This window comes from Arthrobacter oryzae, assembly GCF_037911235.1.
GTDB classification, from domain to species: Bacteria; Actinomycetota; Actinomycetes; order Actinomycetales; family Micrococcaceae; genus Arthrobacter; species Arthrobacter oryzae_E.
In genome coordinates, this window is the sequence record NZ_JBBLYW010000031.1 from 1 (window position 1) to 25,082 (window position 25,082).

Sequence of the window (25,082 nt, forward strand, 5' to 3'; positions counted from 1 at the left end):
CTGGCCCCTCCGCGGCGGCGCCCTCTGCGGCGGGGCCCTCCGCAGCAGTCATGGCCGACGCGACATGAAGCGTCAGCCCGGGCCCGCTCCAGTCAAAGTGCAGACGCACCGCGGTGCCCCGTCCGCCGTGCTTGAGGGCATTGGTGAGGCACTCCTGGACGATGCGGAACACGGCCAGCTCCTGGCCGGTGGTCAGCTGCACCGGAGTGCCCGATTCGCTGCGGTGGATGGCCAGGCTGCCCTGCCGCATCCTGTCCACGAGCGGGTCAACATCGCTGAGACGGGGCTGGGGCGCGACCATGCCGTCGTCGCGGACACCTTCGATGACGCGCTGCGCGTCCACGAGGGCACTCCGGGCAGAACTGGCGATGTTTTCCAGTGCATTGAGCACGGCCTTGGGCTGGTCCGAACTCAGGTAGCGGGTGCCGTCCGCCTGCGCCGCGATGACTGCCAGGGAGTGAGCCAGGACATCATGCAGGTCCCGGGCAATGCGTGTCCGTTCCTGCTCCACGATGAGGTCGACCTCCGCCTCCTGCAGGCCCGCCTGGGCAATGTTCCGTGCGTGGAACAGGCTGCCGCGTTCCTGGTAGAGCTTCAATGCGAGGCCGACGGCGGCGCAGCCGGCGGCTATCAGTGTCAGGACGGAGAAGAGCTGCCAGCCGTGGACCTGCAAGGCCAGGCGGTCTCCGCCGTACAAGGGATAGAACCAGCCCACGCCGTAGCTGTACCGCCAGGAGATCAGCAGGAACGTCATGGCCACGATGAAGATCACGTTGGCCGAAACGGCCACCACGGCAGTCCGCTTTGCCGCGGTCCACAGGATGAACGCCAGGGCGACGAACGATCCGATGTAGATGGGCCAGTGGTTCGAGTACATGGCCGGGATAACGTACAGGAACTGGCCAGTCAGCAGGAGCGCCGTCAGGGCGAGCGAAACCACCGGCTGCCACACCGAGACGGCGATGGCCGCCGTCATGAGCACAAGCGGCAGCGTTCCCGGCCAGACATTGAGCCCGGGCCACGGCCCCATCCTCCCTGCTTCGCCCACGCACCACAGCGTGAAGAAAAGAACGGCCGCCACGGGGGCGCCCCAACGCCGCATGAATTTCAGAAGTGGTTCCATGCCTGTCACCCTATCCACGCGCGGCGGTGCTCCTGTGACCAGGACAGCCATTTCCGCCTGAGCTCAACCGCGAAGCCAGCAGATTCATCCTTCAGGCCAGCGACGCCGCTGACCTTGAGCCAAAATTGCATCAATGCCGCGTCATTCCTGATTCCTCCGGTTCACCCTTGAGTCATAACATCCAGGCGGGAACCCAGCACCCGTGAGAAGAAAGCATCACAGGCTGCAAGGAAGCAGGACCGGTCATGAAAAAGGCTCCAGCGGTCAATGAGGTCGCCGCGATCCACGGCGTCATTACCGATCAGGCTCCGGTGGACTTCCATGCCCTGGGGCTCGCCGGCTGCATCGACCGGCTCGCCGCCCCGCTCCGGCAGCAGGGAACCACGGTCCGGTGGGAGACGCCGCACCACGGCATCGAGATACCGGCCGGGAGCGCCGGGCTGCTGTACCACGCCGCCCAGGAGGCTCTCAGCAACGCCCTCAAATTCGCCGCCGCCACCGAACTGACCGTCCGGCTCGCAGCAGTGCATCACGGCATCCGGCTGACGGTGGCCGACAACGGCGCCGGCTTTGACCGCAACGATCACCACGGGAACCGCCCGCAGGGATTCGGACTGCTCCTGATGTCCATTGCGGTCCACGAGGCCGGCGGCACCGCAACGATCGACACCGCGCCCGGCAAGGGCACCTGCGTCACGGTCACGCTTCCGCTGGACTGAGCGCACGCTCCGCTGGAACGACCACACGATTCTCTGGGGGAACCACCATGCATCTGAGCCCGGGCCGCTGTGCCCACGGAACCAGCCACCGGCTCCAGTATCATTTTGCCCATGACCAGGCCTGCGGTGGGCGTCCCTGTCGCGGGCTCGGCCCGCGAAGCCCTCGATACCGTCTGGGACCGGATCTTTTTCCTGATCGGTGGTGTCGCCGCCGCCTGGTTGACCTTTCTTCTCCTTGAGCTCAGCTTCCAGTGGGGATGGGGCCAGATATGGTTCACATTCATCTTCTGGGCCATGCTCGCCTACCTCGTACTGCCCAGGCTCCACTCGATCCTGACCCGCGTGTATGTGCCCGATTACTTCATCGGGCGCGCCCGCACCAGCGACGGCTTGCTCGGCGATCCGGTGAATGTTGCCCTGCTCGGCTCCGAAGCCCAGCTCCACCACGTGATGCGCCGGGCCGGCTGGACCATCGCCGACGACGTGACCCTGGCCAGCGGCTGGCGGATCATCACCTCCACCGTGCTGCGCCGCAGTTACCTCGAGGCACCGGTCAGCCCGCTCTTCCTGTTCGGCCGGCAGCAGGATTTTGCGTACCAGCAGGAAGTGGAGGGAAACCCCGGCAAGCGCCACCATGTCCGGTTCTGGCGGTGCCCGCCCGGCTGGCTGCTCCCCGGAGGCGTGGCCGTCGACTGGCTGGCAGCCGGCACCTACGACAGAAGCGTCGGCTTCTCGCTGTTCACGCTCCAGGTCACGCACAAAATCGACGAACGCACGGACGATGAGCGGGACCATATCGTCACGTCCATGTCCGACGCCGAACCGTCCGCCGCCGTCCGGGTGATCCGGGACTTCTCCACCGGCTACCACACCCGCAACGGCGGCGGCGATGAAATTGCCACGGACGGCGACCTGCCCATCGTTGACCTGCGTGCGACGCCGGTGGCCGGTATTGCGGTTGCACGGCTTCCGAGCGACAGCCGGAACAGGCGCCCCGCCCCTACGATCATCGGGGCGGCCCTCGTCGTCGGCCGCGCCCTGGCCGCCGCAGCGCTGGCCATGTCCATCCTGCTCTTCCCCGCCGAGCACCTGAGCGCGGACCAGTCCCGGCTGATGCTGTACCTTGGCCTGGCAGTGGTGGTCCTGTTTGCCCTCGCGGAACTGCTGCTCGCCTGGTTCGTGTTCCTGGGTCGCAACTGGGCACGCACGCTCACCATGGCCGTGAGTGCGGCCGCGATCGGCCTGCAGGTCATCGATGTGGCCAACGGAGGTCCCGGCATCACCCTGCAGACCAACCTCCCCGGCCTCACCCTGGACATCCTGCTGATCCTCGCCCTGTCCAGCGAACGGTCCCGCGTCTACGCCCGCCGCGACCGCAAGGAACCAAAACGGATCGCTGCCCGGCCCGGCGGCCGCGCAGCCATCTGACGGTCAGACGGTGGAAGGGTCCGTATTCGCGCCGCACAGGATCACGGCTACGCGTTCGCCCTCCGCGGGGACGTAGGCCCCGGAGGCCAGCGCCGCAAAAGCGGCCGCCGCCCCGTGCTCCACCACCATCCGGTAGTCGGCCCACAGCCGCGAGCGCGCGGTGACAATCCAGTCGTCGGACACCAGCACGCTGGCCACACCGGTGCGTACCGCGACGTCGAAGCCGATCTGTCCGAGCCGGCGCGCCCCCAGCGAGTCCGCGGCGATCCCGGAGACGGCCACATCCACCGGCTCCCCCGCCTTGAGCGCGGCGTGCAGGGTGGGAGCCGTTGCGGGTTCCACGCCCACCACCTTGGCCAGGCCTTCGACGGCAGCCGCGATTCCGGCCATCAGGCCCCCGCCTCCCACAGCCACCAGCACGGTGTCCACGCCGCCAAGCTGTTCCAGGAGCTCCGAACCCACAGTTCCGGCACCCGCGGCAATTTCCGGCTGGTCGTAGGCGTGGCAGTACACGGCTCCGGTTTCGGCGGCGTAGGCGACGGCGGCCTCGTAGGCCGCGGCGTATTCAGCGCCGCGCTGGACAACGGAAGCCCCGGATTCCCGGAGCTTCCTCACCTTCATGGCGGGGGCGGTTTCCGGGACAAAGACGGCGGCAGGCACGCCGGCCTGCGCTGCGGCATAGGCGTTGGCCAGGCCCGCGTTGCCGCCCGAGGCCACCACAATGCCGACGTCCTCCTTGAGCTCGCCGCGCTCCCGGCAGGCCAGCACCCGGTTGAACGCACCGCGGGCCTTGAACGTGCCGGTGTGCTGCATGAACTCGCACTTCAGCCAGATGGTCCCGGGAAAGCTCCCCCTGTCCGCTTCGATCACCGGTGTACGGCGTACCAGCCCGGCAATCCTGGCGGCAGCTTCGTCCACGTCACGCCGGGTGATCATGTCATCCCCCGGGCGGCTGTCCGGGGAGGGACGGCGGAGCGGCCGCCGTAGTCGTGGCCGATCTGCCGTGCGGCGTCCTGCAGGAGCGGAACCACCGTTTGTTCGATGTCCTCCGCCGGCGCCCGGTGGGTCTGGAGGGACACGTTCACGGCCGCCACCACCTCGTGGCCGTGCCAGACCGGAACGGCCACACCGCGGAGGCCTTCCTCCAGTTCCTGGGAGACCATGGACCACCCCTTGGCCCGGGCATGTGCCACTTCCGCCTGCAGCTGGTCCAGGCTGCCGATGGAGCGCTCGGTGAAGCGCTGCAGCTGGACGGAGTCGAAGTACGTCTTCAGCTCGGCCTCGGACAACGCCCCCAGCAGCACGCGCCCCATGGACGTGGCCCACGCAGGGAACCTGGTGCCCACGCTGATGGAGACGCTGAGGAGCCGGGGCGAGGGAACGCACGCCACGTAGACAACATCGGTACCGTCAAGGATGCACAGCGACGTTGTTTCGTTCAGATCGGCCGCGAGCGATTTAAGGTGCCGCTCCGCGATTCTGGGGAGCGCCAGGTTTGCCAGGAAGGACTGGCCGATGTCCAGCGAACGGGGAGTCAGTTCGTAGTACGGACCGTCGGCGCGAAGGTAGCCCAGGTCGGTCAGCGTCAACAGGAACCTGCGGGCGGAAGCCCTGGTCATGTCTGATTTCACGGCCACCTGGGAGACGGTCAGGCGGGGCTCGTCCGGGGCGAAGGCGCGCAGTACGTCAAAGGCCTTCTCCACCGACTTCACGAAGTACGCGGGTTGCTCCGCCATGGAATCGTTTGCCCTCCCTGAACCTCACTCTTGGCACCGGCAGGCGCGTGGCCGCAGGCTGGTTCCGATCATATCCGGATAACGCACGGCCGCCTCAGCGGGGCCGGTTCCTGGTCAGTGCCTGGTCAGTTCCTGGTCAGTTCCCCACACGGAGGTCCGTGAGTGCCCGGCCCAGGAGTACGCCGGTCTCGGGTGCCAGTCCAAGGATGGGGATCATGGCCGCCGCCTGCGCCCGCAGGTGGTCCCAGCCGTCGGCGCATGGCAGGCCTTGCGCCCTCGCGCCGGCGATGGTGGCAGTCGTGTGGCCGGCATAGACGAAGTCGTAGACGAAGGCGTCCGGGGAAAGCTCCGCCGGCCCCCATGCCGGTTCATCGTCGCGGCTCTTGCCGAGGGGGGTGGCGTTCACGATCAGGGAGGCGCCGGGGGCATGGTTCCTGGCCTCTGCCCATGTCACGGCGGCGGCTTCCATGCCGAGGCTGGCGGCGAGGTCCACCAACTGTTGTGATGCCAGCGGATCCTTGTCGGCCACTGTGATCCGGTCCGCCCGGCCTGCCAGCGCCACCAGGGCCGCACGGGCGGCTCCGCCCGCCCCCAGCATGAGGGCATGCCGCTGGTGCCGGCCGCCCAGGAGCTCGGCGACGGCGGTGATGTCCGTGTTGTGCGCGAGCAGCCTCCGGCCGTCCCGGACCAGCAGGTTGGAGGCCCCGCTGAGCCGGACCTGTTCGGTGGCGGCGTCAGCCGTGCGCGCGGCCCACTGCTTGTGGGGCATGGTCACGTTCGCCGCCACGACGTCGGCATCCAGCATCGCCGCGCGGACTCCGGACATATCCTGTCCGGCCGGAACGTCCCATGCCTCGTAGGTCCAGCTGCTTCCGAGCTGTTCCAGGACGGGGCTCCACAGCCCGGGAGACAGGGCCCTGGAGGCCTCGGAACCGATAAGGAACAGCCGGTGTGCGGGCGTTTGGTTTTCCATGATGACCCTCTCATTTGAAAGACGCAGCTGGACGCTAAGCCATGAAGGTGTTGTGAGGCACCTCACTCTGCGGTACTCTTTTCAATAATCGCATACCGCACAGCTGTTCGGAATGCGCACAACTCACAAACCAAGCAACCGTCTTTCAGCGCGGAAGGGCCAGCACATGACAAACACAGCTACAGGCGCCAGCATCGGAGCCGATCAGCGCCAGCTCAAGAGGGCCAAGAAGGCAGCCTTAGCCGCGTTCCTCGGCGGCGCCCTGGAGTACTACGACTTCTTCATCTACGCCACGGCCGCGTCGCTGGTCTTTTCCAAGATCTTCTTCCCGTCCGGGGACCCCACAGTCGCCCTGATCGCCTCCTTCGCCACCTTCGGCGTGGCGTACGTGGCACGGCCCTTCGGCGCAGTGGTCTTCGGACACCTGGGTGACAAGATCGGCCGCAAGAACACCCTGGTGCTGACGCTGGTCCTGATGGGCTCAGCCACGTTCCTCATCGGCGTGCTGCCCGACTTCAACACCGCCGGCTACTGGGCCCCCGCCCTGCTGGTGCTCCTGCGCCTCATGCAGGGCCTCTCCGCCGGGGCCGAAACCGCCGGCGCCTCAGCACTGTCCACCGAGGAGGCGCCCGAAGGCCGCCGCGGTTTCTTCGCCAGCTTTGCCATGAGCGGCATCTCCGCCGGCATTGTCCTGGCCTCGCTGGCGTTCCTTCCCGTGGCGGCCATGAGCGAAGCGGACCGCCTGGCCTGGGGCTGGCGCATCCCGTTCTGGCTCTCTTTGATCGTGCTGGTCGTCGCGTACCTGGTCCGCCGCTCGCTCGAGGAACCCGAGGTGTTCGAGGAGAAGCACGATCACGGCGAACTTGTGAAACTACCCTTCGCCAAGATGTTCAAGACCCACCCGGCCCAGTTCTTCCAGGTGGCGCTGATGTCCTTCGAGACCGTCACGAACACGTTTATGCAGTCCTTCGGCCTGGCCTACGCGGTGTCCGTGGGCGTGCCGGCCTCCACCATGCTCTGGGTCAGCATCACCGGCAACATCCTGGCCGTTGCAACCCAGCCGCTCATGGCCTGGCTTTCTGACAAGTACGGCCGCCGCCCGGTGTTCATCACGGGCGTCCTCGGTTCAGGCGCCATGATCTTCGTGTACTTCTCGGTGATTTCCACCGGCAACATCCCGATGATCTTCCTGACCAGCACGTTGATCACGGCCGGCACCTACGCCATGTCCAACGCCATCTACCCGGCCTGGTTCTCGGAGCTGTTCAACGTCAAGGTCCGCTATTCCGGCATGGCCATCGGCCTGCAGGTCGGCATCCTCTGCGCCGGCTTCACCCCGCTGCTCGGCACCGCGCTCGTCGGCGCGGACAAGGCAAACTGGGGCCCCGCCGCCTGGATCGTGGCTGCCTCATCCGTCCTGGCCGTCGCCGGCGCCTTCTGGGCCCGCGAAACCAGCAAGATCCCGCTGCGCGAACTGGGCAACCCGGTCCGCTGACGGAGCCGTGGTCGGACCTGCCGAAACCCCTCAGGGTCCCGGCAGGCCCGACCACCGGGCAGGCTCGATCAGCTGCGTCGCAGCCGGGCCATTAGCGTTGCGGCGAGTAACGCCGTCGTAATCTCCAGGGCAATGACGCCGAGCAACCCGCCGGCCGCGGCCGCCGTTTCTGCCACCGGCATCCCGGATGCCCCGTGGCTGTGGCCGGACGCCGCCGAACCGGACGCTCCGCCGAGCAGCAGGATGGCGTGCAGCACTGTCATTGCCAGCGCGCAACCCATCACCTGGCGGAGTGAACCCATCCGGCCCTCGCACCAGATGTGGACCGCGCACCGCAGGCACACGCCGACCATGGCCAGCATCAGCAGGTTCAGCCACACCCCGTGGTGGTTTCCCGCGACCAGCCCGAGGTGCACCAGGCAGGACGCAACGGTGGCCGCTGCGACGATGCGCCGGTGCAGGTCAGGGCCCGTCATGGCAACCGCCTAACCGTGGCAGTGCCCGCCGGCGGCGGGCGCAGTGTTCGGGTTGGCCGGCACATCCAGCACGGGACTGCGGTCAAAGAACCCTTCCGGGCGCAGTTTGAAGCCGACAGTATCCACGGGCATGATGGGCCAGTCCTCGATCCGGGGGAAATGGGTCAGCCCGAAGGTGTGCCACACCACGATGTCCTGGCCGTCGATCTCGCGGTCCCGGGCGATGTATTCAGGCAGGCCCGCTCCCCCGGAGTGCTGGTTCACAAAGTCACCCGTGGGGTACCGCTCATCCTCCGCGAACCGGGTAACCCACAGGTCCTTGGTGGCGAATGCCGCCCGGCGGGCAATGGAGGAATCCGGATCGGCGAGGAGCGTGGGCTGGCCCTGGGCATGCAGCTTGTAGCCCACGGGTTCGCCCAGGCGGTTGCGCGATTCCGGGTTGGAGATGATCCAGGTCCGGCCGCTGCGGGCATCGGCTTCGCGCACGCCGTCGGATTCCCGCTTCAGAACGGTCCGCTTCCGGGAGAACGCATTGCCGCGTTCGTTGCCCTCCCCCATGGGCTGCCGGACCACGTCCTCCTCCTCAACCCGGTTGGTGAAACCGTCGATCGCCATATCCAGGCGGGCGCTAAAGAGGTGCTGGTGGAACGGCGCGCCGAGCCCCGGTGCGAGCTGGGAAATATTGGCTGAGCCGCCTTCGGGGAACGCGCTGGTGAACACGACGCCAGTGGCTTTGGCCTCGAATTCGATGGTGCCGTCGAGGTACAGGTACCAGTAGAAGCCGTAGTCGTAGTTGCCGATGGTGGTGAAGAAGGAGATGACCAGGCGGCGGTTGCGGCGGGTGTAGTTGATGCCCGTCCAGAGGTCGCTGTGCTTGGCCAGGATGCCCCAGTCCTCCTCGTGCATGCAGATGCCGTTGCGGATTTCGCGGGGGTTGCCGAATGCGTCGCTGATCACCGGGCTGAGGTAGGTGATCTCGCCGAGGCAGTCGCAGCCCAGTTCGAGCGAGTTGGCGTACTGGCCCACGAGGTATTCGCCGGTGTCGAAGTAGTTCTGCCAGGACCGGATCGGTGAGGGGTCTCCGTAAGGCACCACCATTTCGGCGATGGACGCGCGGTTGATTACGGGCCGCTTGCGGCCGCCGTCCTGGAAGGCCAGGTTGTGCAGGACCACGCCTTCGCGGACATCGAAGCCGACGTCGACGCTCCATTTTTCCCATTCCACGTGGTTGCCGCCGGCCACTGTGAAGCTGGGCCCTTCGGGCTGGGTGATGTGGAGCGGCTTCTGGGTGGTGCGGATCGGACCGGTGAGCTCGGGTTCGGTGTAGTTGCCGTGCTCCGCGGGTACCGGGACGGCGCCCAGATCCAGCACTTGCGTGACTTCCCTGCTGACAACATCGACGTAGGCCACCAGGCCGTCCACGGGATGCGCCCAGGCGCTGTCCTCCGGAAAATCCTGCACGAAGGCCAGGCCGCGGAGGATGCGGCGCCCCTTCTCCTCGGGGTATTCGAAGACGCCGGCGGACAACGGAGCAACACGGACCTTGCCGACGTCGAGTCCCCGGTCGGCGAGGGCCTTGAGCCACCGTTCGTCGGAGGCCAGGAGTTCCTCAACCACCTCGAATTCTTCTTCCAGGACAGGAAGTTCACCCGCGACGGCGGTGTCCAGTTCGACGGCGGAGGTCACCTCGCCGCGGGTGGCTGAAACCGTCACATCCAGGGGGCGGCCGCCGGAAACATCATGGATGAACACCCTGAAGCGCCGGTCTTCGGAGTCCTTCGGCCGATCCCTGGCCGGGTCCAGGAGTCCAAGGTAAGCGATCCGTTTCTCCGGACCGAGCAGTCCCGCAGACCGGAGAATGCCTTGGACTTCGGTGATTTCGGCACCCGTCGCCAGACGGAACGGGGTTGGCCGGTACGGGGCGACCGTGTGAGTTGGTGCAAGTGTCATGAGCGCAACCTTTGTCCGGGACCGTGGGGAGGTCGGGATTTTTATTTTCTATAGATGTAGAGAATAAGCGTCCGTAAGATGGGTCACAAGGGTTCGTCACAAAAAATTTCCGGGGGAGCATTAGCGTGCCGAAGATAGTTGACCATGATGAGCGGCGCCTGGAGTTGGTGGATGCAACGTGGCGGATCATTGCCAGGCTGGGGATTGAGGGCGCCACCATGCGGGAGATCGCCCTCGAGGCCGGCTTCGCCAACGGCGCCCTGAAGCCCTACTTTCCCACCAAGGACACACTGCTGACCTTTGCCTTCCGGCACGTTTTCAACAGGACAAACGGGCGCATCAGGGAGGTGACCGCCGGAAAGGCCGGAATCCCCGCCCTCAGGGCATTTTGCGTCGAGGTGCTGCCGCTCGACGCCGAGCGCGTCAATGAAGCGCGGATCGTGGTCCCGTTCTGGCAGAAAGCCATCAATGATCCGGATAAAGCCGCCATCCACCGGGAGTCCATGGACCAGTGGCACGGGGCGATCCTGGAGTACCTGAACGAGGCGAGGTCGCAGGGGGACGTGAGAGCCGCCGTCGACGATTCAGCAATTGCCGGCCACCTGCTGAACATGCTGCTCGGCGCGCAGATAGCTGCAGCCCTGGCTCCCGACGGTCAGGCGGATCCCGGGCTGAACGGCCAGCTGGAGGCATTCCTGACACTGCTGCAGGCGGGCTCGTAGTCTTTTTTCGACGCCCGTCGAAAAAAGATGACATCGCAGCACAACGGCGCTAACCTGAAGTGAATGTGTCGCAGGACACAACCTTGGGGACCACATCAGATGGCTATCCGGCGTCAGGAAAATCCATGACTGCAATTTCAGCCCGCCCCGCGGGCCAGGACCTCACCTCCAGCGTGGCCGCCTCCTTTGACCACTGGCGGCACCTCGTGGCGGAGTCCTTTGTGCCGCTGGCCGCCGAAACGGATCATCCGGACACTTTCCGCGGCCGGATGCGTTCCAGGGTCCTGGACCGGCTGTGCATCGTAGAGGTCAGCGCCTCGGGCCACAGCGTCCGCCGCACGCCGGCCCTGGTGGCCCAGCCCGGCCGGCGCTACTTCAAGCTCAATCTCCAACTGGAGGGCACCGGACTCCTCATCCAGGACAACCGCGAGGCAGTACTGCGCCCCGGCGACCTCGCCATCTATGACACCAACCGTCCGTACACGCTCGCCTTCGAAGAGCAGGCCCGGGTCATGGTGGTCATGTTTCCGCACGACTCCCTGTCCCTGCCCCCTGATTACGTGGGCCAGCTCTCGGCGGTCCGGCTGGCCGGCGGGCACGGGCTGACCGGCATCGTGGGCCCGTTCATAGCCCGCCTGGCGGAGAACCTTGAGGCCCTCAGCGGTCCCAGCGGCTCTCGGCTGGCCGCCAACGCCCTTGATCTCGTGTCCACCATGCTGCACTCGGAACTGGACATGGCGCGGGACAGCATGAAGCCCCAGGCGCTGCTGGCAACGTCCGTGCGCGAATACATCGAGGCCAACCTCGCCGACCCGCAGCTTTCGCCCGCCAGCATTGCGGCCGCACACTTCATCTCCACGCGCCACCTTCACAACGTCTTCCACGAAACGGGAGCCACTGTCGCCAGCTGGATCCGGAGCCAGCGCCTGGAACGCATCCGACGCGACCTGAGGGATCCGCTGCACCACGGCACGTCCGTTGGTGCTGTCGCTGCACGGTGGGGGTTCCTGGACGCGGCGCACTTCAGCCGCACGTTCCGGGACGCTTACGGAGAGTCCCCCAGCGACTGGCGGCGCGGCGCCTAGATCAGCCCCTGCGCGAGCATGGCGTCAGCCACCTTGACGAAGCCGCCGATGTTGGCACCCAGCACATAGTTGCCGGGCTCGCCGTATTCGTCGGCCGTGGACGCGCAGCGGTGGTGGATCCCCACCATGATGTCCGTGAGCCGCTGTTCCGTGTGCTCGAAGGACCAGGAGTCGCGGCTCGCGTTCTGCTGCATTTCAAGGGCCGACGTTGCGACACCGCCTGCGTTGGCGGCCTTGCCCGGGCCGAACAGCACGCCGGCCGCCTGGAACACACCCACAGCTTCGCGGGTGGAGGGCATGTTGGCGCCTTCGCCGACGGCGAGCAGGCCGTTGCGCACCAGCCGTGCGGCAGCATCGCCGTCGAGCTCGTTCTGCGTGGCGCACGGCAGTGCTACGGTTGCGTCGACGTCCCACACCGAGCCGGCCTCCACATAGGCAACGCCGGAACGGCGGAGCGAGTAGTCCTTGAGGCGTCCGCGTTCCACTTCCTTGACCTGGCGGAGAAGCCCGACGTCGATTCCCGCCTCATCCACGACGTAGCCTGAGGAATCGGAGCAGGCCACCACGGTGGCGCCGAGGGTCTGGGCCTTGGCGATGGCGTTGATGGCCACGTTGCCGGAACCGGAGACCACCACCCGCTGCCCGTCGAAGGACGTTCCGCGGGTCTTCAGCATCTCCTCCGTGAAGATCACCGTGCCGAAGCCGGTGGCCTCGGGCCGGACCAGTGAGCCACCCCAGGACATGCCCTTGCCGGTCAGGACGCCGGATTCGTAGCGGTTGGTGATGCGCTTGTACTGGCCGAAGAGGTAGCCGATCTCGCGCCCGCCGACGCCGATGTCGCCGGCCGGCACGTCGGTGTACTCGCCGATGTGGCGGTACAGCTCGGTCATGAACGACTGGCAGAAGCGCATGACTTCGGCGTCGCTGCGGCCGCGGGGGTCGAAGTCCGAGCCGCCCTTGCCGCCGCCGATGGGCATGCCGGTGAGGGCGTTCTTGAAGATCTGCTCGAAGCCGAGGAATTTCACGATGCCCAGGTAGACGGACGGATGGAAGCGCAGGCCGCCCTTGTAGGGGCCGAGTGCCGAATTGAATTCCACCCGGAAGCCGCGGTTGATCTGCACGCGGCCCTGGTCATCGGTCCACGGCACCCGGAAGATGATCTGGCGTTCGGGTTCGCAGAGCCGTTCCAGGATGGCTGCTTCCAGGAATTCGGGGTGCCGGTCGTGGACGGGGCCCAGGCTTTCGAACACTTCGACCACCGCCTGGTGGAACTCCGCTTCTCCCGGGTTCCTGGCCAGAACGGTGTCCCTGATGGCCTCGAGCCGTGCATCCATGATGATTCCTTACGTACGAACCGGGCGCGGGAAGTCTCCGGCATACGCCGCACCGGCACCCTTTTATTGAAACTTCAACTACACAATTGTGACCGAACAGGCCGCGCATGGCCAATCGAGGGTCCACTAACATCCGTATTGTGACATTTAATTTCCATGAAACGAAAATCGTGAGCCCGGTCCGCGGTCCGGCGGGGGACTCCTGATGGCCCCCATCTGCCTGCTTCTCTCCGGAGCCGCGCTCCTGCTCAACGGCCTGGCGGCGCTGGATCTCCTCCCCCGCCGGGACGCTGCCGTGTTCAGCCTGGTCATCGGCGGCATTCAACTGGTCCTGGGCGTTGCGTACCTGGGGATTACCGACGACGGTGGCCCGCATTTGCTGCTGGGCGCTGCCGGGATGGTCCTGTTCGGGCTGACGTACGTCTATGTGGGCCTGGACTACCTGCTGGGCCTCGGTTCCCGGGGCCTCGGCTGGTTCTGTGGAATGGTGGCCACGTCCGGCCCCCTCCTCGCCGCGGCCTGGTCCGCCGAGGATCCGCTGCTGGCCGTTCTGTGGCTCTGCTGGACCTACCTGTGGCTGCTGTTCTTCCTCCAACTGGCGCTGGGGTTCGGGCGTCTGGGGCCACTCATCGGCTGGTCCCTGGTCCTCACCAGCCAGGCATCAGCCACGGTCCCGGCGTTCCTGGGCATCACGGGGCGCTGGCCCGACGGTCCCGAAGCGGCACCGGCGGCGGCTGCCGCGGCAGCGGCCCTTGCCTTCCTTCTGCTGCTGGCCGGCGGGCTCGCCTGGCGAGGGCGGTGCGGGGGCCAAACCGCCGCCCGCACCGCCGTCGCCGGCACCGCCGCCGTGATGGAACGTCCGCTACCCGACCAGCTCAAGCTCTGAGGCCCGGATCTGCTTCTCCGCCCGGAGCTCCACGAGGACTCCGGCCAGGAACAGTGCGGGGACGGCCACCAGCAGCCCCACGGCCGTTTCCGTGCTGCCTCCGATGAGGGACGTGAAGTTGCTGACCACCAGGTACAGCACCCACGCCAGCAGGGCGGACGCGAGCACCGGGGCGATGAACGTCTGCCATTGCTGGCCGGCCACCTTTTCCCTGCGGAAATAGGCCACGACGGCCAGGGAACACAGCATGTACAGCACCAGCAGTGCGGCAACGGCGAGGCCGCTGAACCACGAGAACAGCGTCAGCACCGGGTCAAGTCCCAGCAGCGCGAACGGCGCCACCAGCAGGACGGCCACCGCGGTCTGGATCCAGGCAGCGGCGGCCGGCGCACGGTGCTTGTTGGTGCGGGCAACACCTGCCGGAAGGGAACCGCGCAGGGCCAGCGAGTGCAGGTAGCGGTTGATGCCGTTGTGGAAGGCGATGATGCCTGCCAGCAGCGAGGTCACCAGCAGGACGCCGGTGGTGATCCCGGCCCACGGCCCGAACATCTCAACGATGGGGCCGATTACGAACGAGGTTGCGTCCCCGGATTCCAGGGCGGCGCCGGCGGCATCGACGACGTGTGACGGCCCGTAGAAGCTGACCAGCATCCAGGTGATGAAGGAGAAGAACACGGCGATGATGCCCACGGAGAGATACGTGGCCCGCGCAACGGTCCGGTGCGGGTCCTTGGCCTCGGCGGAGTAGATGGCCGTGGATTCGAAGCCGAACATGGAGGCCACCGCGAACATAATGGCGACGCCGGGAGCTCCGCTGGCGATGGCTGCCGGCGCGAAGGATGCGGCGATATCAAGGCCTTCGGGGCCGCCGCCCTTGAACAGCACGGAGAATCCGAACATCAGGAGGATGGCCACTTCCAGGCCCACCAGGACCGCCAGGACACGGGCGCCGAGCTCGATGTTCATGGAGCCCAGGACCTGGACCCCGGCCATGGTGACCACAGCCAGCAGCCACCACGGGACAGGTATCCCGGCGGAGGCCAGCAGGCCGGAAAACGCCGCTCCGTACAGTCCGTACATTGCCGCCTGCACCGTGCTGTAGGCCAGGAGGGCAAGCCATGCCGCCCCGGCGCCGACCCTGCGCCCGAACGCCGCGGTCACATAGGCGTAAAAGGCGCCGTTGGTCTGCACCTTCCGGCTCATGGCCACGAACCCCACGGCGAAAATGACAATAACGATGCCGACGACGAGGTAGGCCCCCGGGGCGCCGGCCCCGTTGCCGAGCGCGGCCGCAAGCGGAGCCGCTCCCACGATGCCGGTCAGCGGGGCCTGCGCGGACAGGACAAAAAACAGAATGCCCAGGACGCCGATGCTGCCTGCGCGCAGGGCGGTGGAGTGTTCCTGCCGGGAACCGGGTTCCGCGGTACGGGATGCGGGGTTCGAAATACTCATTGGATCCTTCTTAACGGTCATGAGTGCTGGAAACGTGCTGGGGAAAGTGCTTGCGAAGGGTGCCGGGCCCGGCCAACGGTGCAGCTGAAATCCAGCATGGCAGTTGGCTCGGGGCCCGGCTTGTCTTGCAGCGATCAGTTGTTGTTCCTCAGCGCAGTGACGCCGAGGCAACTGTTCGCCACCGGTCAAGTGCCGTTCGCGGATACACAAGACCAGCGACCCCCGGCGGAGGACGCTGGAAGCAGCGCTGTTGGGCCGTTCCGGCCGCGTTCTCTGACCTACTCGAAGTGGAGTACCCCATGGAAACCTACGATGCCCTCCTGGCCTCGATCACCCCGGACACCGGCGAAACCCGGACCATCCTGGACCCCGCCACCGGGGAACCCGTGGGCGAGGCGCCGGTCCACAGCCTCCAGGATCTCGAAACGGCCATTGCCGCCGCGGCGGCAGCCCAGCCCGCGTGGGCAGCCCTGGGCCACAACGCGCGTAGCGCCGCGCTCCTCAAAGCAGCCGACGCCGTCGAACGTTCCGCCGAAGAGCTCGCCCGGCTGCTCTCCCGGGAGCAGGGTAAACCGCTGAACGGCCCCAACGCCCGCTTCGAGGTGGGGGCCTGCGCCGCCTGGCTGCGCGTCGCCGCCGGCACGCCGCTGGAACCGGAGACGGTGGTGGACGACGGCGAAATCCGCGCCGAACTGCACTACCGGCCCATCGGCGTCGTGGGCGCGATCGGGCCGTGGAACTGGCCGATGATGATCACTGTCTGGCAGATCGCCCCCGCCCTGCGGATGGGCAACGCCGTGGTGGTCAAGCCCTCCGAATACACGCCGCTGTCCGTCCTGGCCCTGGCCAAGGTCCTCAACGAGGAACTCCCCGAAGGCCTCCTCACGGTGGTCTCCGGCGGCCGCGACGTCGGCGCCCGCCTGGCCGAACACCCCGCGATCGGCAAGGTCATGTTCACCGGCTCCACCGCCACCGGCAAGGCGATCATCCGCTCCTCCGCGGATACCGTGAAGCGTCTCACCCTTGAACTTGGCGGCAACGACGCCGGCATCGTCCTTCCCGACGCCGACCCCAAAGGAATTGCAGAGGGGTTGTTCTGGGGAGCCTTCATCAACACCGGCCAGACCTGCGCGGCGCTCAAGCGCCTCTACGTCCACGACGACATCTACGACGCCGTCTGCACCGAACTCACCGCCGTCGCCGCCGCGATGCCCATGGGTAACGGACTGGACGAGGACAACGTCCTGGGCCCCCTGCAGAACAGGGCGCAGTACGACATCGTGGCCCGCCTCGTGGACGCCGCCCGCGACTCCGGTGCCCGCGTGCTGCTGGGCGGAAACCCGGCCCCGGACCAGCCCGGCCACTTCTACCCCGCCACCCTCGTGGCGGACATCGACAACAGCAACCCGCTGGTGGCCGAGGAACAGTTCGGCCCGGCCCTGCCGATCATCCGCTACGGCACCGTGGACGAGGCGGTCACCATGGCGAACGCGCTCGACGTCGGACTCGGCGCCTCCGTCTGGTCCTCCGACCCGGCGCGTGCGCGCGAAGTGGCCGCCCGGCTCGAGGCCGGCACGGTCTGGATCAACAAGCACGGCGCGGTGGACCCCCGGGTTCCCTTCGGCGGCGCCAAGCAGTCAGGCTACGGCCTGGAATTCGGCGTCGAAGGCCTGAAAGCCTTGGGTGTTCCGCAGGTGATCAACGGCTAGGTAAGGAAGGAGTTTTTGTCCACTTAGAGGGACTTGGCGTGCGATTTCCGCCCATTATCTGGACAAAAACTCCTACACCGGCTTCACCTACACCGGTTGCTGCAGCCAGGGCCGCGTGGGCGTTTGACCCAGCCGGTCGTTGAACTCCTGGGCGTCCCGGTAGTAGTCCAGCAGGCTCAGGCGGGATGCGGCTGCGGGGTCCAGGATGACCACGGCCCGGCGGTGCATCTGCAGCACCGAGGCGGGACAGTGTGCGCTGACGGGTCCTTCCACCATGGCATGGACGGCGGCAGCCTTGTTCTCCCCCATGGCCACCAGCACCGCCAGCTTGGCTTCGCGGATGGTCCCCAGCCCCTGGGTCAGGCACAGCCTTGGAACGTCGCCCGCCGGGAAGAACCGGGCGTTGTCCGCACGGGTGGCTCCTGCCAGGGTCTTTACCCTGGTGCGGGACACCAGCGACGAGGTGGGCTCATTGAACCCGATGTGGCCGTTGGCGCCGATTCCGAGGATCTGGATGTCCACACCGCCGGCGGCCGTGATGGCGGCGTCGTAACGGTCGGCTTCGGCAACGAGGTCCGGGGCGTCGCCCTGCGGCGTGAAGAGCTGCCCGGACGGCAGGTCCACGTGGCCAACGAATTCCCGGCGGATGGTGGAGTGGTAGCTCTGTTCGTGCTCCGGCGGCAGCCCGGCGTATTCGTCCAGGGTGAAGGCCGTGACCTGGCTGAAGCTGAGCTGTTCGTCGCGGTGCCGGCGGATCAACTCCTGGTACGTGGACCTCGGCGAACCGCCCGTGGCGAGCCCGAGGACGGCCGGGCCCTGCCTCACCCGGGCCTCGATGATGTCCGCGGCCCTGCCCCCTACCTGTTCTGCGGACTCACACAGAATGATCTGCACGCGTATTCCTTTCCTGCAGTAGTGGTGTGCCGGCCTTGTAGACCTGCACCAGTTCGAGTTCTTCGGTGGTCACCAGCACGTCGGCCCGGTTCCCGGTGGCGAGGGAGCCCAGGGGCGTGGAACCAGGTTGGCTGGCGTCCGTCTGGTCCAGGCCCATCAGGCGGGCCGGAGTGGCTGAGGCCGCCGAGACGGCATCGGCCAGGGGCACGCCCCACCCGACGCAGCGTTGGACGTTTTCCAGCAGAAGGCTTGTTGCCCCGGCGATCGCCCCGGGACGGCCATCGTCCGCGGAAACCAGCCTGGCCACCCGGTCCTGGACCAGCACGTCCAGGCTTCCGAGCGTGTACAGGCCGTCGGACATCCCGGCCGCCGCCATCGCATCGGTAATCAGCGCTATCGACCCCGGCCCCACCAGGCTGAAGACCATGCGGACAATCTCCGGGTCCAGATGGACGCCGTCGGCAATCAGCTCCAGGACCATCCGGTCCGGCGACCGCCGCGCGGCCTGCAGGAGGACAGGGATAGGCCCCGGCGCCCGGTGGCCCAGGGGAGGCATCCGGTTGAACAGGTGGGTGGCGGACCACGGCCCGTCCCCTCCCCCGAGTACTTCCCGCGTCCGGGCAGCCGTGGCGCCAGTGTGGCCGATCGACGGGACCACCCGGAAGTCCCGGCACAGGGCTACAAGCTCCTCAAAGTGCGCGGTTTCCGGTGCCAGCGTGAGGGAGCGAACCGTGCCTTGTCCTGCTTCAAGCCACTCCTTCAGGAGCCCGGGGTCGCCGTCGATGATGGCCGCCGGGTCCTGGGCCCCGCACATGCTCTTGGTGATGAAGGGTCCTTCCAGGTGCAGGCCGGCCAGTGTGCCGTCCTGCACCAGCTCCCGCAGCACCGCGATCTGCCCGAGCAGCACATCCGAAGGTGCCGAAACGAGCGAGGCGAGCACCGACGTCGTTCCCTGCGCCGCGTAGTAACCCGCCGCCCGGCGGGCACCCTCCGCGTCCGCGGAGAACGTGTGCCCCACGGCGCCGTGGCAGTGCACGTCCACCAGCCCGGGCAGGATGAGCGGCACCTGTGTTGTTTCGACGTCGACGCCGGCAGGCAGTTCCGTCGTCGGCCCGGCCCACATGATGCTGCTGCCGGCGATCACCACGGTGCCGTCGTCGATCACTCCCTCGCCGGTCCGGCCGGTGACGAGGCGCCCCCGCAGCCCCAGCCCGCCGCCGTCGCTGCCTCCGAGGGGATGAGGTCCCGGCACCCCGGGATCAGCTTGCATCGGCTTTGGCCATCGAACCGTTCTCGTCGGTTTCGTCTTCGCGGCCCATGGTGCGCAGGTTCCAGCGCCGGATCACGAAGCGGAACACCACGTAGTACACCGCTGCGTAGCCCAGCCCGATGGCGATCAGCCACAACGGATTTTGGGCAATTCCGAAGTTGAGAACGTAGTCGATGGCGCCGGCGGAGAAGCCGAACCCGTGGTGGATGCCCAGGAAATTGACCAGCATCATGGACGTCCCGGTCAGGACGGCGTGGACGAGGTAGAGCGGCCAGGCCACGAACATGAAGGAGAATTCCAGCGGTTCGGTGATGCCGGTCAGGAACGCGGTGAGGCCTGTGGAGAGCATGACGCCGCCCACGATTTTCTTCTGGGAAGGCTTGGCTTCGTGCCAGATGGCGAGGGCGGCAGCGGGAAGGGCGAACATCATGATGGGGAAGAACCCGGTCATGAAGACGCCGGCGGAGGGGTCGCCGGCGAAGAACCGGTTCAGGTCGCCGTGGGTGCCGTTGTAGTCCCCGATGATGAACCAGACGATCGAGTTCAGGATGTGGTGCAGCCCCAGCGGGATGAGCAGCCGGTTGAGTGTGCCGTAAATACCGCTGCCCACCACGGTGTTGTCCGCCACGGTGTTGCCGACGGCCGTCAGCCCGGAATTGAAGAACGGGTAGATGAGGGCCATGACCACGCCGATCACGATCGCGGCGAAGGAGGTCAGGATGGGCACCAGGCGGCGGCCGGCAAAGAAACCGAGCCAGTCCGGCAGGGTGGTCCGGTGGAACTTCTGCCACAGCCAGGCCGTGGTCAGGCCCATCACGATGCCGGCCAGCACGCCGTAGTTGATGACGGGGTCCTTGCCGCCCTCCGGCGCGGCGCCCAGCACCAGGGGTGCCATGACTTTGAAAACGTTGGTCAGGACCAGGAAGCCGACGACGGCGGCCAGCGCCGTGGACCCGTCGCCTTTCTTGGCGAAGCCAAAGGAAATGCCGACGGCGAAAAGCAGCGGCAGGTTCTCAAACAGGGCTCCGCCGGCCGCGCCGATCACCTGGGCGACGGTGGTCAGGCCTTCGAAACTGCCCAGCAGGTCGTCCTGGCCCAGGCGCAGGAGGAGTGCGGCGGCGGGAAGGGCTGCGATGGGGAGCATGAGGCTGCGGCCGAAGCGCTGCAGGTTCTGCAGCGCTTTGCCGTTGCCCTTGGCCTTTCCCGGGGCCGGCGCGGCCAGCGGGCCGGCCCCGGCGGAAGCGGACGGGTTTTCCGTGGACATGTGGTTCCTCGTTTCAAAAAAGGGGTGCTTGTGCGGGGGTGCGGGATTCAGTAGAGTTTTGCTAACTGGTTATAACCAGTGACAATCATCACTGTGAAGTGCACCGGGCTTAGTTGTCAACCTCAGGCCGGAAAAAAGGCCTCCGGAGCCTGCCGGCCTTCACCGCTAACCATCAACAGGAGTGGACATGTCCAAAGCAGAAGTCATCCTCGCCGCCCTGGGCGGCGCCGACAACGTCGAAGAAATCGAAGGGTGCATCACCCGCCTGCGCACCGAAGTGGTGGATGCTGCCCGCGTCGACGAGGCGGCGCTCAAGGCCGCGGGCGCCCACGGCGTCATGATGTCCGGCACGGTGGTCCAGGTGGTGGTGGGTCCCGAAGCCGAGAGCCTGGCCGAAGACATCCAGGATCTGATGTGAGCACACCCGAAGTGAGCACCGCAGCTACCGGCCCGGCAGCCGGCGCCGCAGCTACCGGCGCGGCAGCCGGCGCCGTCGGCGTGGCCTCTCCCCTGCCCGGCCGCCTCATCCCGCTGAGCGAGGTGCCGGACCCGGTGTTCGCCAAAGGCCTTGTGGGTGGAGGCGCCGCCGTCATCCCGGACGACGACGCCGGTGTGCTCACCGCCGTCGCACCCCTGGACGGCCGCGTCATCAAGGTCATGCCGCACGCCTACATCGTCCAGCACGCATCAGGACCGGCAGTCCTGGTCCACGTCGGCATCGACACGGTCGGACTCAAGGGCGAAGGCTTCAGCGTGCTGGCGCAGAAAGGCGACCAGGTCCGGGCCGGCGATCCGATGATCAGCGTTGATGTCAGGTTTGTCCGCTCGAAGAACCTCAGCATGTGCAGCCCCGTGGTGATCCTGGACAGCGCACCGGACGCGATTGAACCTCCGGCCTCCGGCGGCCGCGTGGAAGCCGGCGGGCACCTGTTCGACCTGCCCGGACAACTTCCGGAAAGATAGACCCATGGATACGGCAGGGGAACTAAAGCACGTCTGGGTGCGCCGGCAGCTTCAGGACCTCGTGGCGACCACGTTGCGACCCGGGGACGCGCTGCTGGGCGAACGCCAGCTGGAGGAGCAGTTCGGCGTCTCCCGCATTACGGTGCGCCGGGCGATCTCGGACCTCGTCCGGGACGGGGCGCTGGTGCGGATCAAGGGCAAGGGGACCTTTGTCTCGCACGGACTGGTGCGCTCAACCCTGCATCTGGCCTCCTTCAATGAGGACATGCGGGCGGCCGGCTTCGAACCGAGCACCCGGGTGATCACTGCCACAACGGCGGAGCCGGCCGCCGCCGCAGCCGAGCATTTGGGACTGGCTCCGGGGCAGGACGCCTACCAGGTCCGCAGGCTTCGCCTGGCAAACGGGGCGCCCGTCAGCGTTGACGAGTCCTGGCTGCCGCCCCGGCTCCTGCCGGACCTGCTTTCAGAGGACCTGACCGGCTCCCTCTACCGGGTCCTCGCTGCCTCCGGGCACCCGGTGCAGCATGTGGAACAGACAGTGGAAGCCGCTGCGGCACCGGAGGAAACCGCGGCCCTGCTCGATATCGAGCCCGGCGCCCCCGTCCTCCTCTTCCGGCGCCGGTCGTTCACCGGACAGGAAGACCCTGGCACGCCCATTGAATACTCCATCTCCACCTACCGCTCGGACCGGTACCAGGTGTCGATGCGGCTGGCGCTCTGACGGGGACACAGTTGGGTAGGTGGCCGCCCGGCGTGAAACCATACCCAGCATGGCCCAGAAGATTGCGTACCAGGGTGAGCCCGGCGCTAATTCCAATATTGCGTGCGCCCAGATGTTCCCGGAGCTGGAAAGCATCCCGTGCGCCAGCTTCGAGGACGCCTTCGAGCTGGTGTCCGGCGGTGAAGCCGACCTGGCCATGATTCCGATCGAGAACTCGATCGCCGGCCGGGTGGCGGACATCCACGTCCTGCTCCCCCAGTCCCGGCTCCAGATCGTGGGCGAGTTCTTTCTTCCCATCCACTTCGACCTGCTGGGCATCCCCGGCAGCACCATCGAAGGCGCCACCGAGGTCCACAGCCACATCCACGCCCTGGGCCAGTGCCGGCGCCTCATCCGGAGCGCCGGGCTGAAGCCTGTTATTGCCGGGGACACCGCAGGCTCTGCCCGTGAAGTCCGGGAGTGGAACGATCCGGCCAAGCTGTCCCTTGCTCCCCCGCTGGCCGCGCAAATCTACGGCCTGGAGGTGCTCGCCTCGCGGGTGGAGGATGACCCTTCCAACACCACCCGGTTCGTGGTCCTGGCCCCGGAGAAGGAACTGCCCTCCCGGGAGGCGTTGCCGGGACCGGCCGTGACCAGCTTCCTGTTCCGGGTCCGCAACGTGCCCTCCGCGCTCTTCAAGGCCCTCGGCGGGTTTGCCACGAACGGCGTGAACATGACCCGGCTGGAAAGCTACATGGTGGGCAACGAGTTCGCCGCCACCATGTTCATGGCCGACGTCGAAGGCCACCCCGAGGACCTGCCCGTCCGGCTGGCCCTCGAGGAACTGGACTTCTTCACCACCGAAGTGCGCATCCTGGGCGTCTATGCCGCCGCGGAATACCGGACCGGGCAGGCACTCGCCGGCTGAGGACCGTGGCTAGACAGCCGCGGCCCGTCCGGTCGAGAGGAGGGCTGCGAAGAACGCGCCGAGTTCCGCCGTCGCCGTCAGGGGCAGGACGTTGGCCACGTACTGGTCCGGGCGCACCACCACGATCACACCGCCCCGGTCGAGGCCGCGCAATTCGAAGATGTCCGCCTTCGGATCGGTAGCGTACACCTTCTCGTAGTCCGTCAGCTGGAACGGGCCCACCTGCGGCTTGAACACCGCCGGGACCGCGTTGATGTCGATGTCCGTGTGGGGCTGCTGGTAGATCACCTTCACGTCGAACCATGCGTCGAGGTCGGCGCCCGACGGCGTGGCGGCCAGCGGCGAGTCCGGCGCCTTCGCGATCCACTCGGCGAAGTCTGCCACAGGTGAGGGGGCACCCTCCTGTCCCGCTGCCGGCGCTGCCGCGTCGGCGAAGACGTAGATGCGCCACCGTCCATCTGCCGTGGCGTGGTGTCCGAGCTGCATGGGGTTGGTATCGCAGACCCGCACGACGGGCGCGGACTTGAAGCGCTTGCCGATGGGGAAGCCGGCGGCCAGGTCCTGGTGTTCGGCGCCGCCGGTGAGCATCGACGGGGTGTACTGGGTCATGAAGCCGGCCGGGAACTCGGCGGTGCTGACGTAGAAGTCCTCAAGCTCGGAAGGGCTCTCGAACTCTTCAGGCTTCTTCGCCATCATCGTGGACCACTCCTTGTCGAAGTCTATGAGGTTCTTGGCGATGACCTGTCGTTCGTCCGAGTAGGTGGTCAACAGGCTTTCCGGGCTGCGGCCTTCGAGGACGTGGCCGAGCTTCCACGCCAGGTTGAACCCGTCCTGCATGGAAACGTTCATGCCCTGGCCGGCTTTGGCGCTGTGCGTGTGGCAGGCGTCGCCGGTGATGAACACGCGGGGTGTCCGGGTGCCCCGCTGGTCCGGGAGGACGTCGTCGAACCGGTCGGTGAGGCGGTGGCCCACCTCGTACACGCTGTGCCAGGCGACGTCGCGGACGTCGAGTGTGTACGGGTGGAGGATCTCGTTCGCCTTGCGGATGATCTCCTCGATGGAGGTGTTGCGCACGGCACCCTTATCGTTCGGGTCCACCTCACCGAGGTCAACATACATGCGGAACAGGAAGCCGCCTTCGCGAGGGATGTGAAGAATGCTGCCGCCCGACCCGGACTGGATTGCGCACTTCGTGCGGATGTCAGGGAAGTCTGTCACGGCAAGAACGTCCATAACACCCCAGGCGTGGTTGGCGGCGTCGCCGGCGAGGGTGCAGCCAATCGCATCCCGTACCTTGCTGCGCGCACCGTCTGCGCCAATCACATATTTGGCCCGGACAACCTTCTCCTGGCCTTCCTTGGGACCGGCGGTGTGGGCGAGGGTCACCGTCACGGGGTACTCCCCCTCGCCGGTGACTTCAAGGCTCCGGAACTCAAAGCCGTAATCAGGCGCCATGCGGGTGGGCGCATTCGCCATGAATTCGGCGAAGTAGTCCAGGACGCGGGCCTGGTTGACGATGAGGTGCGGGAACTCACTGATCCCCATTTCGTCGTCCACCGCGCGGGCTCCCCGGATGATGCGTGAGTGGTCGGCCGGGTCCGGTTTCCAGAACGCCATTTCGGTGATGTGGTACGCCTCGGCGATGATCCGCTCGGCGAAGCCGAAGGCCTGGAAGGTCTCGACGCTCCTCGCCTGGATGCCGTCCGCCTGGCCAATAGGCAGCCTGCCGGCACGGCGTTCCACGATGCGGGTGGTGATGTCCGGGAACTGGGACAGCTGGGCGGCGGCCAGCATGCCGGCAGGGCCTGTGCCGACAATGAGGACGTCCACCTCATCAGGAAGCTCAGTGGGCCGATTGATGCCTACGCCTGCTGCCGGCTGGACTCGCGGGTCACCGGATACGTAACCGTGATGGTGGAATTGCACGGGGGTCCTCACTTCATTGTGTGGCGGCGTATCGCCGTCGGATGTATTC

At 66.9% G+C, this 25,082-nt stretch carries 23 protein-coding genes; 11 read left to right on the plus strand and 12 right to left on the minus strand.

Going from position 1 to position 25,082, the window contains the following annotated elements; all coding sequences use genetic code 11:
* The coding region (locus WMN78_RS08680) for a sensor histidine kinase (protein ID WP_340533355.1) at positions 1-1,123 on the minus strand (1,123 nt) is incomplete at its 3' end.
* 245 nt (positions 1,124-1,368) lie between these two features.
* Here WMN78_RS08680 and WMN78_RS08685 point away from each other — a divergent pair.
* Both WMN78_RS08685 and WMN78_RS08690 read left to right on the plus strand, forming a co-directional pair.
* Positions 1,369-1,842: a sensor histidine kinase gene (locus WMN78_RS08685; protein WP_340533356.1), complete on the plus strand. Its 474-nt coding sequence runs from the start codon at positions 1,369-1,371 to the stop codon at positions 1,840-1,842.
* Between the two features lie 111 nt (positions 1,843-1,953).
* A complete protein-coding gene (locus WMN78_RS08690; protein ID WP_340533357.1) occupies positions 1,954-3,270 on the plus strand; it encodes an LssY C-terminal domain-containing protein in 1,317 nt (438 codons plus the stop codon).
* Positions 3,271-3,273: 3 nt separating this feature from the next.
* Here WMN78_RS08690 and WMN78_RS08695 read toward each other — a convergent pair whose 3' ends face one another.
* From WMN78_RS08695 to WMN78_RS08705, 3 genes are all read right to left on the minus strand, one after another.
* Positions 3,274-4,206 (minus strand): threonine/serine dehydratase, encoded by a 933-nt coding sequence (locus WMN78_RS08695; protein ID WP_340533358.1) that lies wholly within the window; start codon positions 4,204-4,206, stop codon positions 3,274-3,276.
* Entirely contained in the window at positions 4,203-5,006 is an 804-nt protein-coding gene (locus WMN78_RS08700; RefSeq protein ID WP_340533359.1) for an IclR family transcriptional regulator domain-containing protein, read from the minus strand. The genes WMN78_RS08695 and WMN78_RS08700 overlap by 4 nt, the downstream gene beginning before the upstream one ends.
* A gap of 136 nt (positions 5,007-5,142) precedes the next feature.
* The gene (locus WMN78_RS08705; protein ID WP_340533360.1) at positions 5,143-5,979 is read right to left on the minus strand and encodes a shikimate dehydrogenase; all 837 of its coding nucleotides are present in this window, start codon (positions 5,977-5,979) and stop codon (positions 5,143-5,145) included.
* Between the two features lie 166 nt (positions 5,980-6,145).
* Between WMN78_RS08705 and WMN78_RS08710 the strand changes: the two genes are divergently transcribed.
* Complete coding sequence (locus WMN78_RS08710) at positions 6,146-7,474, plus strand: MFS transporter (protein WP_340533361.1); 1,329 nt, start codon at positions 6,146-6,148, stop codon at positions 7,472-7,474.
* Positions 7,475-7,542: 68 nt separating this feature from the next.
* Here WMN78_RS08710 and WMN78_RS08715 read toward each other — a convergent pair whose 3' ends face one another.
* Both WMN78_RS08715 and WMN78_RS08720 read right to left on the minus strand, forming a co-directional pair.
* On the minus strand, positions 7,543-7,950 hold the full coding sequence (locus tag WMN78_RS08715) for a hypothetical protein (protein ID WP_340533362.1): 408 nt from the start codon (positions 7,948-7,950) through the stop codon (positions 7,543-7,545).
* 9 nt (positions 7,951-7,959) lie between these two features.
* Positions 7,960-9,900 carry a primary-amine oxidase gene (locus WMN78_RS08720; protein ID WP_340533363.1) on the minus strand — a complete coding sequence of 647 codons (1,941 nt, stop codon included), beginning with the start codon at positions 9,898-9,900 and terminating at the stop codon, positions 7,960-7,962.
* Between the two features lie 125 nt (positions 9,901-10,025).
* Here WMN78_RS08720 and WMN78_RS08725 point away from each other — a divergent pair, with 125 nt between their 5' ends.
* Both WMN78_RS08725 and WMN78_RS08730 read left to right on the plus strand, forming a co-directional pair.
* A complete protein-coding gene (locus tag WMN78_RS08725) occupies positions 10,026-10,622 on the plus strand; it encodes a TetR/AcrR family transcriptional regulator (protein ID WP_340533364.1) in 597 nt (198 codons plus the stop codon).
* A 125-nt stretch (positions 10,623-10,747) separates the two neighbouring features.
* Positions 10,748-11,707 carry a helix-turn-helix domain-containing protein gene (locus WMN78_RS08730; protein ID WP_340533365.1) on the plus strand — a complete coding sequence of 320 codons (960 nt, stop codon included), beginning with the start codon at positions 10,748-10,750 and terminating at the stop codon, positions 11,705-11,707.
* Here WMN78_RS08730 and gdhA read toward each other — a convergent pair.
* Positions 11,704-13,041 (minus strand): NADP-specific glutamate dehydrogenase, encoded by a 1,338-nt coding sequence (gene gdhA, locus WMN78_RS08735; RefSeq protein WP_340533366.1) that lies wholly within the window; start codon positions 13,039-13,041, stop codon positions 11,704-11,706. The genes WMN78_RS08730 and gdhA overlap by 4 nt on opposite strands.
* Positions 13,042-13,246: 205 nt before the next feature.
* On the opposite strand from gdhA, the gene WMN78_RS08740 reads away from it, so the two are divergent.
* Complete coding sequence (locus WMN78_RS08740; RefSeq protein ID WP_340533367.1) at positions 13,247-13,927, plus strand: AmiS/UreI family transporter; 681 nt, start codon at positions 13,247-13,249, stop codon at positions 13,925-13,927.
* Here WMN78_RS08740 and WMN78_RS08745 read toward each other — a convergent pair.
* Positions 13,904-15,379 (minus strand): APC family permease, encoded by a 1,476-nt coding sequence (locus WMN78_RS08745; RefSeq protein ID WP_340533368.1) that lies wholly within the window; start codon positions 15,377-15,379, stop codon positions 13,904-13,906. The two genes, WMN78_RS08740 and WMN78_RS08745, sit on opposite strands and share 24 nt — an antisense overlap.
* Positions 15,380-15,678: 299 nt before the next feature.
* Here WMN78_RS08745 and WMN78_RS08750 point away from each other — a divergent pair, with 299 nt between their 5' ends.
* Positions 15,679-17,088, plus strand: a complete 1,410-nt coding sequence (locus tag WMN78_RS08750; RefSeq protein WP_340533369.1) for an aldehyde dehydrogenase family protein — start codon at positions 15,679-15,681, stop codon at positions 17,086-17,088.
* A gap of 87 nt (positions 17,089-17,175) precedes the next feature.
* Here WMN78_RS08750 and nagB read toward each other — a convergent pair whose 3' ends face one another.
* From nagB to WMN78_RS08765, 3 genes are read right to left on the minus strand one after another with little or no spacing between them, the layout of a single operon-like run.
* Positions 17,176-17,982, minus strand: coding sequence for a glucosamine-6-phosphate deaminase (gene nagB / locus WMN78_RS08755; protein ID WP_340533370.1), 807 nt, complete (start codon positions 17,980-17,982; stop codon positions 17,176-17,178).
* A complete protein-coding gene (locus WMN78_RS08760) occupies positions 17,963-19,252 on the minus strand; it encodes an N-acetylglucosamine-6-phosphate deacetylase (protein ID WP_340533371.1) in 1,290 nt (429 codons plus the stop codon). Before WMN78_RS08760 ends, nagB begins: the two co-directional genes overlap by 20 nt.
* Entirely contained in the window at positions 19,242-20,516 is a 1,275-nt protein-coding gene (locus tag WMN78_RS08765; protein ID WP_340533372.1) for a PTS transporter subunit EIIC, read from the minus strand. Before WMN78_RS08765 ends, WMN78_RS08760 begins: the two co-directional genes overlap by 11 nt.
* Positions 20,517-20,703: 187 nt before the next feature.
* Between WMN78_RS08765 and WMN78_RS08770 the strand changes: the two genes are divergently transcribed.
* The 4 genes from WMN78_RS08770 to WMN78_RS08785 are packed head-to-tail and all read left to right on the plus strand — an operon-like array spanning position 20,704 to position 23,107.
* On the plus strand, positions 20,704-20,934 hold the full coding sequence (locus WMN78_RS08770; RefSeq protein ID WP_340533373.1) for a PTS glucose/sucrose transporter subunit IIB: 231 nt from the start codon (positions 20,704-20,706) through the stop codon (positions 20,932-20,934).
* Positions 20,931-21,479: a PTS glucose transporter subunit IIA gene (locus WMN78_RS08775; RefSeq protein WP_340533374.1), complete on the plus strand. Its 549-nt coding sequence runs from the start codon at positions 20,931-20,933 to the stop codon at positions 21,477-21,479. Before WMN78_RS08770 ends, WMN78_RS08775 begins: the two co-directional genes overlap by 4 nt.
* Positions 21,480-21,483: 4 nt before the next feature.
* Positions 21,484-22,200, plus strand: coding sequence for a GntR family transcriptional regulator (locus WMN78_RS08780; protein WP_340533375.1), 717 nt, complete (start codon positions 21,484-21,486; stop codon positions 22,198-22,200).
* A gap of 49 nt (positions 22,201-22,249) precedes the next feature.
* Positions 22,250-23,107 (plus strand): prephenate dehydratase, encoded by an 858-nt coding sequence (locus WMN78_RS08785; RefSeq protein ID WP_340533376.1) that lies wholly within the window; start codon positions 22,250-22,252, stop codon positions 23,105-23,107.
* A gap of 9 nt (positions 23,108-23,116) precedes the next feature.
* Here WMN78_RS08785 and WMN78_RS08790 read toward each other — a convergent pair whose 3' ends face one another.
* On the minus strand, positions 23,117-25,033 hold the full coding sequence (locus tag WMN78_RS08790) for an FAD-binding monooxygenase (protein ID WP_340533377.1): 1,917 nt from the start codon (positions 25,031-25,033) through the stop codon (positions 23,117-23,119).
* Between the last annotated feature and the right edge of the window lie 49 nt (positions 25,034-25,082).